Genomic DNA, 13,520 nt, shown 5'->3' with positions numbered 1-13,520 from the left:
CGCAAAAATGACAAATTAACTGTCGCTTCAGTAATTACAAAAAAGGTTTTGTATATTTTCATAATGACAAATTGACTGTCGTTTTCTCCACGTTTAGAATAACATTATGTATTTATAAATTACCTTTGTTTCATGAACAAAAAATCTTATGTCTGATTTTACTGTTCATACCGCAGTGGATACTGCGGAAGCTTTATTACAAGACAACAACACACCTCCTCACCTCCTGAGACGAATCTGATTGTTACAGAACTCTCAGAGGAAGCCCAACTCAAGCTAGAGGTGATCCAAACTTTACTTGAGCCTTGCGATCGCACAACTTATGGGCAGAAGTTGAAGGAGGCTGCGGACACACTGGGTGTGACAGTGCGAACGGTGCAGCGTTTGGTGAAAAAATGGGAAGAGGATGGCTTAGTTGGATTCATTCAGACAGGTAGGGCGGATAAAGGAAAACATCGAATTGGTGAGTTTTGGGAAAACTTCATCATCAAAACTTACAAGGAAGGTAATAAGGGTAGTAAACGCATGACACCCAAACAAGTTGCCTTGAGGGTTCAAGCTAAAGCGCGTGAACTAGGCGATTCCAAGCCTCCTAATTACAGGACAGTTTTAAGGGTATTAGCTCCAATCTTGGAACAAAAAGAAAAAACTAAGAGTATCCGCAGCCCTGGTTGGAGGGGGACAACACTTTCCGTTAAAACTCGTGAGGGACAAGATTTATCAGTCGATTACAGCAACCATGTTTGGCAATGTGACCATACTCGTGTAGATGTACTGCTGGTAGATCAGCATGGTGAACTTTTAAGTCGTCCCTGGCTGACAACTGTAATTGATACTTATTCTCGTTGCATCATGGGTATTAATTTGGGCTTTGATGCGCCTAGTTCAGTTGTAGTAGCTTTAGCATTACGCCATGCGATTTTGCCGAAAAAATATGGTGCAGAGTACAAACTGCACTGCGAATGGGGAACTTACGGTAAGCCAGAACATTTTTATACTGATGGGGGTAAAGATTTTCGTTCAAACCATTTAAGTCAAATCGGGGCGCAATTGGGGTTTGTTTGTCATTTACGCGATCGCCCCAGTGAAGGTGGTATTGTTGAGCGTCCTTTTAAGACACTGAATGACCAACTATTTTCAACACTTCCAGGTTATACCGGATCTAATGTACAGGAACGCCTTGAAGATGCAGAGAAGGATGCAAAACTAACCTTGCGGGAACTAGAACAATTACTCGTTCGCTACATTGTTGACCGCTATAACCAAAGTATTGATGCGCGAATGGGCGATCAAACCCGCTTTGGGCGTTGGGAAGCGGGATTGCCTTCAGTACCAGTGCCAATCGAAGAACGTGATTTAGATATCTGCTTGATGAAACAGTCACGGCGCACAGTACAAAGAGGCGGATGCTTACAGTTTCAAAATGTGATGTATCGAGGGGAGTATCTAGCAGGATATGCAGGGGAGACAGTTAATTTAAGATATGACCCCAGAGATATTACAACGGTGCTGGTTTATCGCCAAGAGAAAAGCCAAGAAGTTTTTCTGACTCGCACTCATGCTCAAGGTTTGGAGACTGAGCAACTTTCATTAGATGAAGCTGAAGCAGCTAGTCGTAGACTGCGTAATGCAGGAAAGACTGTCAGTAACCAAGCCTTATTGCAAGAAGTCCTTGAGCGTGACGCGATGGTAGCAAACAAGAAAAGTCGCAAGGAACGTCAAAAATTAGAGCAGGCAATTTTGCGTTCTGCTGCGGTGAATGAAAGTAAAACTGAGTCCCTAGCATCTTCTGTTATGGAAGCAGAAGAAGTGGAATCTACTACTGAGGTTCAATCTTCATCCTCAGAACTAGAGGTTTGGGACTATGAACAACTGCGTGAAGAATACGGATTTTAAACAATGACAGATGCCAAAGCGATCGCTCAACAGTTAGGTGGGGTGAAACCGGATGAAGAATGGTTGCAAGCTGAAATTGCTCGTCTCAAGGGTAAGAGTATTGTTCCATTACAGCAAGTGAGGTCTTTGCATGATTGGTTGGATGGAAAACGTAAAGCACGACAATTTTGCCGAGTAGTTGGAGAATCACGCACGGGGAAAACAGTTGCTTGTGATGCGTACAGATACAGACAAAAAGTACAGGCGGAGGTGGGACGACCACCAATTGTCCCTGTGGTTTATATTCAGCCACCCCAAAAATGCGGTGCTAAGGATTTGTTTCAAGAAATTATTGAGTATCTAAAATTTAAAGCAACTAAGGGAACAGTATCAGATTTTCGTGGCAGAACAATGGAGGTTTTAAAAGGCTGTGGCGTAGAAATGATTATTGTTGATGAAGCTGACCGCCTCAAGCCTGAGACTTTTGCAGAGGTGCGTGATATTTATGACAAGTTGGGCATTGCTGTTGTTTTAGTAGGAACTGATCGATTAGAAGCAGTAATTAAGCGAGATGAACAAGTTTATAACCGCTTTCGGGCTTGTCATCGTTTTGGAAAGTTGTCAGGGAAAGATTTCCAGGATACTGTACAAGCCTGGGAGGATAAGATTTTAAAGTTACCATTGCCTTCTAATCTCATTAGCAAGGATATGCTGCGGATTTTAACTTCGGCAACAGAAGGTTACATTGGTCGGTTAGATGAAATTCTCAGGGAAGCAGCAATTCGTTCTCTATCAAGGGGATTAAAGAAAATTGACAAGCCTGTTTTACAGGAAGTGGCGCAGGAGTATAAGTGATGGCAGCACCAGATGTTAAGCCTTGGCTTTTTATTATCCAACCTTATGAAGGGGAAAGCTTGAGCCATTTTCTAGGTCGATTTAGACGTGCTAACCATTTATCTGCTAGTGGGTTGGGTAAATTGGCAGGAATTGGTGCAGTAGTTGCAAGGTGGGAGCGATTTCACTTTAATCCTCGTCCTAGCCAAAAAGAATTAGAAGCGATCGCATCTCTAGTAGAAGTAGATGCAGACAGGTTAGCTCAAATGCTGCCACCTTTGGGAGTTGGTATGCAGCATGAGCCAATACGCCTGTGTGGAGCTTGTTATGCTGAAGCACCTTGTCACCGAATTGAGTGGCAGTATAAATCAGTATGGAAATGCGATCGCCACGAACTCAAGATTTTAGCGAAGTGTCCAAATTGTGAAGCACCTTTCAAAATACCTGCGCTGTGGGAGGATAAGTGTTGTCATAGGTGTCGAACACCTTTTGCAGAAATGACTAAGTATCAAAAAATTACCTGAGTCTTAAAAATCACTACTGCTTGAATTTTTGGTACGATATCCCTGATTGGGGTGAGTAAGTTTGTCAGGATATCGCAACTCCAGTTGACCTTTCTTGTGCATCTTGCTCAGGTAGCCGAGCCTTAAGGTATTGTAAGAACGATCTAACAATTCTTGAAGTTGTTTATGGTTCAAAAACCTTCCCTGGCAAAGTCTGAGAATTGTTGCTTCCATAATATCCGTTGATACCTTGCCCTTATTTCTGATAGTTACAGCGATCGCCATTAGCGATTGCCAATCATCGGAGCTTGGCTCTAAATCATCGGAGCTTGGCTCTAAATCATCAGAGCTTGGCTTTAAATCATCGGAGCTTGGCTTCAAATCATCAAAAATTTCTTTTGGTATAATTCCTAACAATAAATCTTCAGGACTGCTTTTTTCTACAAACTTATAGTTTTGAGCTACCAAGTCAGCTTCTGCATTAGGAGGCTCTCCTGGAAAAAAATAGAAAGTTCCGCGTGCAATACCTCCAGATTCAAGGAAGCCATCTCTAACAAGAGCGGACAAAGCTTTTGTTAAATCATATTGATTTCGATATGCTTTTAGTGTATTTGGCTCGATATCATCAAAACCGTAATTTTCGAGTAACCGAGCATCTCGTACTTCCTCTACTTGCTCTGCAAGCATACGCTTAATAGTTTCTTCGTCGCATAGGTAGTCACCTTCATAATTTCTACGATAAGTGCCTGTTAACGGATTCTGTCCTACATAAACAGGTCGTTGCGCTCGCCGCGCTCGCGGTACTTGGATGCGGATTACTTGCTTGCCTTGTATCTCAATAACTTCCACCATTTTATCGGTAAGCAAATTTATACTTATCCGTTGGCGATTATTAAGCCCATCCCAAAGAGCTTTGAGGACACGTTCTGGAACAGCAATACCTGTAACACTGAATCTTCCTTTGGGCTTTTCTTCAATTCCCAAAAAAATTACACCCCCGTAGGTGTTAGCCATCGCAGAATATGAATCGAAGAAACTTTTAGGTAATTCACCTTGTCCGTCTCAACCAGATGATTGTTTAGCTTCAACATCACAACCTTCTGATAGTTCTTCGATGTCTAGTATCGATAGGCTTGCCATCCTGAATCCTCAAACTACCAAAATATACCCAGACTCATTTGGGTAGAATCTGTTAATCAATATTAACAGTGGTAATCGCTACTAAGAGGAATTTCAGCCATTGGCAAAGGTATTCATTTTGCCACCATATTTCATGCTGTCTTGTGTTGTTGCTTTACAAAATTTGGAGAAAAGGTCAAGTAGCAAAAACTCACCCCTAACAAATTTTCTTATAGCTTATAATTCAAAAAATACAAAATATACAGATTTTGGGACAACCCTTGCGGTTCAATTCCGCGACATGATTGGAGGTGCGACTTTTATTATCAGTTTAGTATGCAGCCTTCTGTACCTATTGTTCAGTTCAAAAATGAAAAAAGAGAAGGTGATGCCTATGCTGATTACAGAGACGATTAACCAAATTAAAACAATTGTTCCTATAGTTACTTTTGTAGGATGGGTTGCTTATATTGGTATCGTTATCCAGTCATGGTTGGTTACAGGGGTTTTGTCAATTCACAACTGAATAAGAGGTAGTAGGAAATTTCGCTACAACTAATCTATTCCTATACCGCCAACACTTGCCTTGCTGCGACTTCCATCAGTTTCTCGCTGCTGTCTCGCCCTTGTTTCAATTTGGCTTCTAGGGTATCGCAGAGGAACATCAGGCGATCGCACTTCTCTACAATCCGTTTTTGTTCTGCAAGTGGTGGAACAGACACAACAAATCCTCGGATTAATCCTAAATTCAAATTACCCTGTGAAACACCTTTTCCATAGGTATTTTTCTGAGAATGTTTAGTGCCTATCGGAGAGTTAAGCCAGATTACTAAATAATAAGGATCTATGAATTCTTTGAATGGACGTAGCAATCCTAAACTTACATAAATTGCAAATTCTAATTTTTGATCTATAACAGCAGCTTCTCCAATTCCAGCACCAACTCGTGTCAAAAGTATATCTTCAAATTCTGGTTTTCGATTTTTGATATAGCCTTGATATGCTTCTTCAGAAACAAACTTATGATTGTTTGGCATGAAAGAAAAAGGTTTAACGTTTTGAGATGATAAGAATATTCGCCCATGCTCGGTATACTTGGGTGTATAGTGAGTTCCATCTGTTATAAACTCACAAATATTAGCTAACCTTGCCCAACACCATGTATTTGGTATCGTGTACTCTATTTCATTTTGAGTAATTGCAGGTAATAATGGAGTCTCTTTAAGCTTCTTGTCTTGAATCAGCTTTTCCTTTTTAACCTTTATTTTTTCAAGCAACAAACTGGCAGGTTCATCATTTGGATCTTGACGCACAAGTTTACCCTGCACAGCCAATTGCAAAATCGCCTGACGCAGTTTAGGAATTGTTTCAGGGATGCTGTAGAGTAGGTCAAAATTATTGCAAATGCGCCGCCAGTGTTGGCGGAATTCGTCGGAATTTTGGGAGGAGAGGAGTTGAGCGATCGCACTCTCATTCATCCTCAAAATGCTCTGTTGCCTTTGCTGCTGGCGTTTTTCGATTTCGTCGCAGGTTGAGAGCAGGCGATCGCACTTCTCTACAATACGTTTTTGTTCTGTAAGTGGTGGTAAGCAAACAACGATGGGATATACTTTACCTCCAGAAATCACAGGTTGTGCAGTAGCATTATTATTTTCTTGAAGATTTGTTGCCTTCAAAAGCCAATATAAAAAGCGAATGTATATATTTGATTCTGAGAAATAGGTTACGAACGCGTTATCTGTAATCCAAGCAGAATTCGGAGTTATGTGAATGCTGCCACAATAATAGCCAACTCTACCAATTACTAAAGTAACGCGATGTGCGACTTATTGTTTCGTTACACAAGTTCGGTGTATGAACGATTGAAAAGAAAATTCCCACAATCCGCACTGGAGCGAGAAAATCGTTACCAGTGAATGGAATGCGGGAAAAATGTTTTCTATTGAAGAGTTTATCATTGCCGTATTTTGCTGTGTTGACGACGTGCTGATGGAAATCACCCAGATATACCCAATCAAGAGACGAGGTTTTGCTCCGAGTTTAAGGGAGAGTGAAGTTTTAACAATGGAAGTAGTGGCAGAGTTTTTGGGAATAGATGCTGACAAAGACATTTGGAAATACTTTCACCGTCACTGGTTAGGGCTATTTCCTCAGTTAAAGAGTCGCTATGCTTTTATTCGTCAAGCAGCTAATTGTTGGCAGTACAAGGAACTCATACAACAAAAATTAGCACAGTATTTAGGAGCATACTCTGATCAACTTCATTTGATTGATGGATTACCAATACCTTTGTGTGGCTTGAGTCGCGCTCCCAACTGCCGAAGTTTTAAATCCCTTGCAGATTATGGTTTTTGTGCTGCTAAAAAACAGACGTACTATGGGTTTCATGGGCATTTAATCGTTAGTGGCACAGGAGTTATTAGTGGGTTTACCCTGACTCCGGCAAATGGCAGTGAACGGGACGCACTTTGGGATTTAATCACGCGAATTAAAGGTTTATTAATCGGAGATAAGGGCTATTTAAGTCAGTTCTTGTCAGGAGAACTTAAAGAAGTGGGTATTACTTTACAAACCCCTTTGCGTTCTAATATGTCTGACTCTCGTAGCCGATCTTCAGTGCGATTAATGCAACGCTTTCGTCGCCTAATTGAAACAGTAATTGGTCAATTAGTTGAGAGATTTCATATAGAGAAGATTCGAGCGAGAGATATGTGGCATCTTACCAGTCGGCTCAATCGCAAGATTTTAGCTCATACCGTCTGTTTCTGGCTTAATCGCCACAATTGTGACCCTCTTCAGTTCGACGATCTTGTTACAGAATATTAAGTCGCACATGGCGTAAAGTAGGCTTATTAATATTATTTTGATCATGATACCCTGTAATACCATTTCCACCGTAGACAGGTATTTGTCCATCATCTGCCATTTTGTGTGATGGAAGATAGTTACCAGAAGAAATATGAATAATATCTCCTAAACGACACCATTCCCAATTTTGAGGCTTTTTAAAATGAGTTTCATGTTCACAAATCGGGGGTAAAGATTTAATAGTTTTCACCCTTTTTTGGGAATATGTTTCCTGCTTTTCGGCTTTAATTCTATTTAGCAATATTTTAGCTGGTTCATCGTTATTATTTTGGAAAACAAGTTTACCTCTCACAGCTAATTGTAGAATCAAATCACGCAGCTTTACTACTGCATTTGGCGCATCAGTTAACAATTCAAAATTTTGAAAAAATGTATCTACTTTCATTTAAACGGATTCACAATTTGTAATTGACTATCTACCACTAACCCATCCTGCATATCTTCAGAATAGAGAATACTTGCTCCCGCAGCTAAAGCACAAGCAACAATTAAACTATCCCAAAAAGACAACTTATATCTACTGCGAAGATTAGAAGAGTTCACCAAAATATCACGATTAAATGAAATGATGTGAGAACCTTTATAAAATGCCTCGATTAACTGTGTTATTTGTTGCTCAGTGAAAGAAGATTTTTTAATTAGATTTAGACAGACTTCATTAATAACTTGTGTACTAATGATTACTCCTTCAGCATCAATTAGACGACAAGCTATATTGCGTTTGTTAATATCTTGATTGTTCGCTAGAGCATAAATCCAGATATTAGAATCTAGAAAATAGCCATTTTCATGAATTGCGGTCATAAATCTCTTCTCGGTTCAAAGGAGGCCATTCAAACTCCACCGGATGCTCGATGAGTTCAGCAATAATATCTACTGCTGCTGTTTTTCTAACTTTTTTCATAACAATTACTTTGACAGATTCTCCATCTAGCTCTCCTTTATAAATTTCAGGAATTTGAATTACACCATCTTTGACAATACCTTGAAATTCTACTACTTCCATCTGCATAATCTAATCTCCATATATTTTAAGATATTTTGTTTCTATCTACTATTCTATAGTTTTATCAACTTGATCATTCAACGCTTCTATCAACTCAAATTTCAATTTACTCCGCACCTCACCCAATTCAGCCATAAGTTTTTGATGATCTGCTAACATTTCATCTAAATCAGCGTGTTCTACATCAACTTTGTGAGGATTTTTAATATCTAGGTTGTAATTATTCGCCTTCAAATCTGCAATTGAAACTTTCCAAGCAAATTCATTTTCCTCGCGGTTATCCCACCATTCTTGCTCCGGTGCAAACTCCTCAAAGCGAATCGGCTTAGTTTTCGAGTATGACTTATAACCTGCTGGGTAAGGGTGTTCATAATACCAAATCGTTTCTGTGGGTTCCCCTTTAGTGAAAAATAGCAGATTAGTTTTAATACCTGTGTAGGGATTAAATACGCCATTTGGTAAGCGCACAATTGTATGCAGATTGCAATCTTGCAGGAGTTTTTCTTTAATCCGCGTTTTTACACCTTCGCCAAACAGCGTACCATCTGGTAAAACTATTGCACCTCTACCGCCTTCCTTGAGTAAATGAGCAATCAGCACCAGAAATAAATCTGCCGTTTCTCTGGTGCGGAAGGTAGCTGGGAAATTGTCCTCAATTCCATCTTCTTCCATCCCACCAAAAGGCGGATTAGTGATAATTACATCCACCCGTTCGTGAGGACTGTAATCGCGCAATGGTCGTGCCAAAGTATTATCATGTTCTGCTTCTGGCACATCAATACCATGTAAAATCAAATTCGTTATGCACAGGTTATAAGGTAACGGCTTTTTCTCAGTTCCGCGAATCGTCCGTTGCAGAATTTCTGGCACATCAGCACTTTGAAAATGTTGGCGAATGTAATCAATTGCTGCGGTTAAAAAGCCACCTGTACCGCAAGCAGGGTCAAATACAATTTCCCCTAATTGCGGCTTAATTCTATCGACAATAAACTTTGTCACCGCACGGGGAGTATAATATTCTCCGGCATTCCCCGCACTCTGCAAATCTTTGAGAATCTTCTCGTAAATTTCGCTAAACTGTTTTTTCTGGTCTTTTTTATTAAAATCAACTTCATTGAGCTTATTAATTACTTGGCGGATGAGAGTGCCATTTTTCATATAGTTGTAGGCATCCTCAAACACTTTACCAATCATCTGCCCACGGGCATCAGTTGCCGTAGTTCTTAGTTCTTTAAGGGTTTTAAATAAAGCATTATCTACAAAATCTAGTAAACCATCTCCTGTGATACCTTCGGAATCTGCTGCCCAGTTCCGCCAACGCAAACCTTCAGGAATGGGAGATTTATAATTATCTTCTAACAGTTCATATTCTTCTTCACGGGCATCAAAAACCTTGAGGAATATCATCCAAACTAACTGGTTAATGCGTTGCGCGTCACCATCAACGCCCGCATCTTTCCGCATGATATCTTGAATAGTCTTAATTGTAGTGCTAATTGACATTGCTTACTTAACTTTTATCGTTTTCTTTATCTTCTTCTGTAGGTGCAGATAATTGTGATGCAGAAGTTTCGCTTTTTTCCTGTGAAGCACCTCTCCCTGGTACAATTCTTTCTGCTTGACTAACAACATCATTTGCTAGTCTTTCACTAAAGCCCACAACAAAAGTAATTGCTAAAAACGCCAACCATCTATTAATTGGCTTTTCCTCATCTTTAGAAATTGTAATAGGCAGAAGTGTAGAATTGATGAGAGCAAAAACAAAAATCCCTAAAAATGCCCCAATTGCTGGCTTGAATGCTCCCACAAATATAGGAAGTAAGGTTTCTTTATACCGTGGATTGCCATATTGATCCAGCCTCAACATAATACTTACAACACTACCAGTCGCTCCTGACATTGCTGATAATACCAGCAGCACGGATGCCTCATAAAACTCATATTCTGTCAACTTTATTTGAGTTTTTACTTCTGGCTTTTGTGCTTCTACTAAATTTTCTGAAGATATGGGCTTTGTTAATTGTTCTTTAAATAAAGGTTTTAAATAAAGATTGGATGTACTAAGTATATATGCTAAAACAATCGGTGCTAATAGATGAATAGGTAAAGCTAAAAACAGACCGATAACTACTTTTGTATGAGTTTCTGTAGAATAAAGAAATTTAAAGAAATTATTCACGAAAAATGCAGTGACAGGATTTTCAATTCTCCGTATGAAGTATTCTGCATCTCGCCTAATGTTCCTTGCCAAAACCTTGTTAGAATTTACTTGTAATGCAGAAATTGCCAAATTAAGATTAGGCGCTATTGCTTCAATATGTTCTAGCTTATTTTTGTTATCTTGAACCTTGGCAATTAAAAAAGCAGTTTTTAATCGTCGGTAGATAGATAAAATATGAGAAAGTTCTGCCTGTACTTCAATATCTAACACCGAATTAGATGTAGATAGTTTATCCTGTAAACCTTTAATAGATGAGTCAATGTATTTTATTGGATCGTCCATACAAAACAAATTTAAAGATGATTAACTAGGCTATCTCATAAAGTTGCGTTTTTAGCTGCTGAAGTACATTAAGATATTCTTTTCTACTGCCAAAAAGCTGAATAATTTCTATTGGTGTACCCACTTTATCAAAAGGATGAACCTTCAGCACATCCAATTTTTCAATATCTTCAATCCCTTCATCCGCATATTTATCCAAAAGCGCATCTATTACCTTACGAGCCTGTTCACTATACTTGCTAAAATAATTACGCTTGCGGACATTGTTCGCCCTTTCTTTCCGTGTTAGTGGCGGTTGGTCAAAGACAACATGACAAATCAAGTCTAATGGGTCAAAACCCTTGCCAATCTCTTTTTCTAACGCTTCCAAAGGTACACCCAATTCCTGTAGCTCTTGGATAATAGCCTGCTTTTGTTCGGTAGAGTGCCATTTCTTCAAGAAAGCATCTAATGAGGCGTACTCCTGACTAACTGTTTTGCGAGTATAGTCTTTAATCGATTCCGTAATCAGCTTACCGTCCTTACCGTGGTACTGCTCACGAATAAAAGCAACAGACACCTCTTCGTCTGCAATTACATACTTCTCCCGCTTTTGCTTGCGGGTAATCTCACCATCAATGATTACCTCATCGTCTCCATTATCGGGTGGAACAATTGGATCAACTGGTTTGGGCTGATAAATTTGTACAGGTTCACCATCAAACTCAGGGTCAGCAAATAACTGTGTTGCTTTCTTAAAATCGATAATGGTGAAGAACATTTTGCCATAGTCTTCATCAATGCGCGTACCGCGACCAACAATTTGCTTAAATTTAGTCATAGACAGGATGCGCTGGTCTAAAACAATCAACTTGCAAGTTTTAGCATCAACGCCAGTCGTCAGTAACTCAGAGGTAGTAACAATCGTAGGATATTTACTTTCAGGGTCAATGAAATTATCTAATTCTGCTTTACCCTGAGCATCATCCCCAGTAATTCGCATAATGTAGCGGCTATTCTCCGCCATCAAATCAGCATTCTCATTCACCAACGCCACCCGCATCCGTTCTGCGTGGTCAGTCGTCTCACAAAAAACGATAGTTTTGGCAAAGCGATCGCTTGATTTGAGATAATCAGAAATAATCCGCGCGACTAACTCGGTACGCTTCTCTAAAACCAGAGTTCTATCAAAATCTCGCTGATTAAATACTTGGTCAGGAATTTCTTTACCATATTTATCTCTTTGTCCTGGCTTCGGTTTCCAGCCACTCAAATCTGTATCAAAGTCAATGCGAATAACTTTATAGGGAGCTAAAAAGCCATCTTCAATCCCTTGTTTGAGCGAATAGGTAAAAATTGAATCGCCAAAATAAAGACTATTAGAAACTTCTTCTGTTTCCCTTGGGGTAGCAGTCAAGCCAATCTGCGTTGCACTGCTAAAATATGCCAAAATATCTCGCCATGCCGAATCTTCAGACGCGCTTCCCCGATGGCACTCATCTATAATAATTAAGTCAAAAAAACCTGGTGAAAACTGCCGATAAATGTTTTTCGCCTCTTCATTTCCCGTTACCGCCTGATACAGACATAGATAAATCTCGTAAGATGTATCTATCTGTCGCTGCTTAATTTTGGTCATTTTTGAGCCAAAGGGTTTAAAGTCATTAACTCTAGTTTGATCAACCAAAATGTTGCGGTCTGCCAAGAACAGAATACGCTTTTTCGCCCCTGACTTCCACAACCGCCAGATAATCTGAAAAGCTGTAAAAGTCTTACCCGTACCCGTCGCCATCACTAACAGAATGCGGTTTTCTCCTTTAGCGATCGCCTCAATTGTCCGGTTAATGGCAATCTGTTGATAATAGCGTGGCTGTTTTTTATCAGGACTAGGATAATAATCTTGAGCCACAATCGGCTGAATATGTAAGTCAATTCCCTTCCAATCGCAGTATTTTTGCCAAAGTTCTTCCGGTGTCGGGAACTGATTGAGGGGAATTTCCCGTTCTCGCTGTCCTTCGGTGACTGTACAGTCACACATCATAAAAGCGTCGCCATTCGAGCTAAAGATGAATGGTACATCAATTAGTTCACCAGTTGCGATCGCTTGCTGCATTCCCGCACTGACACTGTGATTATTATCTTTAGCTTCAATCACAGCCAGTGGTACACCCGGTTTGTGATACAGCACATAATCAGCGCGTTTCTGCTCACCTCGACTAGTAAGCTTACCCCTAACAATCACCCTACCTTTTGTCAGCGTCACTTCCTCACGAATCTGAGTGCTGATATTCCATCCCCGATTAGTTAAAGCAGGTGTAATAAACTTTGTACAGATATCACGTTCACTCAAAGATTTCTTGTCAATTACTTCTGACATAAAAGGGTCGGCTTTCGGTTAAGAGGATGCTTGGTATAATTCTACGCTTTCTCATTTGCTGTTGTTAAGTATAAAACTATAATTTTCCCAGATGGCAGCCACAGAACTTAACATATTTAACGTCAAATTAGCTACTAAAGCTTTGAAGATTGCCCCTGAATTGTTGATGAATGCGTTGGCGTAGCCCGCCGCAGGCATTGCAGTGTTTTTTACACAAATCGTGACTCATAATATTTTTGAACTAGTCACGATTCATGAGTTATTGTGCAATTAAGAATAAACCGAGTAATAGACAGTAATCCCCAGACAACTCAATATAGAATCGATGCGCTCAGTGAGGAGCCTTTGGAGCCTTTGGAATATTGCCAACGATGGGTTGAGTTGTCCTCTGAAGAAAGGGGATACAGAAAAGCCTGTATTGCTGCTTTAGCTGAAGCAACCGGGCTAAGTGAGAGA

Annotated in this window: 12 protein-coding genes and 1 pseudogene; 5 read left to right on the top strand and 8 right to left on the bottom strand. The window is 39.9% G+C overall.

What is annotated here, in order from left to right; all coding sequences use genetic code 11:
• The first annotated feature begins 282 nt into the window (after nucleotides 1-282).
• Genes ACN222_RS18160 through ACN222_RS18150 form a run of 3 tightly spaced genes read left to right on the top strand, consistent with a single transcriptional unit; the run spans nucleotide 283 to nucleotide 3,233 of the window.
• Nucleotides 283-1,896, top strand: coding sequence for a Mu transposase C-terminal domain-containing protein (locus ACN222_RS18160; protein ID WP_010997775.1), 1,614 nt, complete (start codon nucleotides 283-285; stop codon nucleotides 1,894-1,896).
• Nucleotides 1,897-1,899: 3 nt separating this feature from the next.
• Entirely contained in the window at nucleotides 1,900-2,730 is an 831-nt protein-coding gene (locus ACN222_RS18155) for a TniB family NTP-binding protein (protein ID WP_010997774.1), read from the top strand.
• The gene (locus tag ACN222_RS18150) at nucleotides 2,730-3,233 is read left to right on the top strand and encodes a TniQ family protein (protein ID WP_044521839.1); all 504 of its coding nucleotides are present in this window, start codon (nucleotides 2,730-2,732) and stop codon (nucleotides 3,231-3,233) included. The genes ACN222_RS18155 and ACN222_RS18150 overlap by 1 nt, the downstream gene beginning before the upstream one ends.
• A gap of 3 nt (nucleotides 3,234-3,236) precedes the next feature.
• On the opposite strand, the pseudogene ACN222_RS18145 reads toward ACN222_RS18150, so the two are convergent.
• A pseudogene (locus ACN222_RS18145) lies at nucleotides 3,237-4,235 on the bottom strand (helix-turn-helix domain-containing protein); the annotation flags it as partial.
• A 217-nt stretch (nucleotides 4,236-4,452) separates the two neighbouring features.
• Here ACN222_RS18145 and ACN222_RS18140 point away from each other — a divergent pair.
• On the top strand, nucleotides 4,453-4,857 hold the full coding sequence (locus ACN222_RS18140) for a hypothetical protein (protein WP_126987735.1): 405 nt from the start codon (nucleotides 4,453-4,455) through the stop codon (nucleotides 4,855-4,857).
• 40 nt (nucleotides 4,858-4,897) lie between these two features.
• On the opposite strand, the gene ACN222_RS18135 is transcribed toward ACN222_RS18140, so the two are convergent.
• Entirely contained in the window at nucleotides 4,898-6,133 is a 1,236-nt protein-coding gene (locus ACN222_RS18135) for a restriction endonuclease subunit S (RefSeq protein ID WP_269083606.1), read from the bottom strand.
• A gap of 130 nt (nucleotides 6,134-6,263) precedes the next feature.
• Here ACN222_RS18135 and ACN222_RS18130 point away from each other — a divergent pair, with 130 nt between their 5' ends.
• The gene (locus ACN222_RS18130; protein ID WP_010995738.1) at nucleotides 6,264-7,157 is read left to right on the top strand and encodes an IS982-like element ISNsp1 family transposase; all 894 of its coding nucleotides are present in this window, start codon (nucleotides 6,264-6,266) and stop codon (nucleotides 7,155-7,157) included.
• On the opposite strand, the gene ACN222_RS18125 is transcribed toward ACN222_RS18130, so the two are convergent.
• From ACN222_RS18125 to hsdR, 6 genes are all read right to left on the bottom strand, one after another.
• Entirely contained in the window at nucleotides 7,144-7,584 is a 441-nt protein-coding gene (locus tag ACN222_RS18125) for a restriction endonuclease subunit S (RefSeq protein ID WP_010997769.1), read from the bottom strand. The two genes, ACN222_RS18130 and ACN222_RS18125, sit on opposite strands and share 14 nt — an antisense overlap.
• Nucleotides 7,581-8,003, bottom strand: a complete 423-nt coding sequence (locus tag ACN222_RS18120) for a PIN domain-containing protein (RefSeq protein ID WP_010997768.1) — start codon at nucleotides 8,001-8,003, stop codon at nucleotides 7,581-7,583. The genes ACN222_RS18125 and ACN222_RS18120 overlap by 4 nt, the downstream gene beginning before the upstream one ends.
• Complete coding sequence (locus ACN222_RS18115; protein ID WP_010997767.1) at nucleotides 7,987-8,211, bottom strand: hypothetical protein; 225 nt, start codon at nucleotides 8,209-8,211, stop codon at nucleotides 7,987-7,989. The genes ACN222_RS18120 and ACN222_RS18115 overlap by 17 nt, the downstream gene beginning before the upstream one ends.
• Nucleotides 8,212-8,253: 42 nt before the next feature.
• Nucleotides 8,254-9,708, bottom strand: a complete 1,455-nt coding sequence (locus tag ACN222_RS18110) for a type I restriction-modification system subunit M (protein ID WP_010997766.1) — start codon at nucleotides 9,706-9,708, stop codon at nucleotides 8,254-8,256.
• 7 nt (nucleotides 9,709-9,715) lie between these two features.
• Complete coding sequence (locus tag ACN222_RS18105; protein ID WP_231865474.1) at nucleotides 9,716-10,636, bottom strand: hypothetical protein; 921 nt, start codon at nucleotides 10,634-10,636, stop codon at nucleotides 9,716-9,718.
• Nucleotides 10,637-10,733: 97 nt separating this feature from the next.
• The gene (gene hsdR, locus ACN222_RS18100) at nucleotides 10,734-13,064 is read right to left on the bottom strand and encodes an EcoAI/FtnUII family type I restriction enzme subunit R (protein WP_010997765.1); all 2,331 of its coding nucleotides are present in this window, start codon (nucleotides 13,062-13,064) and stop codon (nucleotides 10,734-10,736) included.
• Nucleotides 13,065-13,520 lie beyond the last annotated feature (456 nt).

Origin of the sequence: Anabaena sp. FACHB-595, assembly GCF_048568275.1 — a bacterium.
Taxonomy (GTDB): domain Bacteria; phylum Cyanobacteriota; class Cyanobacteriia; order Cyanobacteriales; family Nostocaceae; genus Trichormus.
This window is presented reverse-complemented; position numbering and strand designations above follow the sequence as displayed.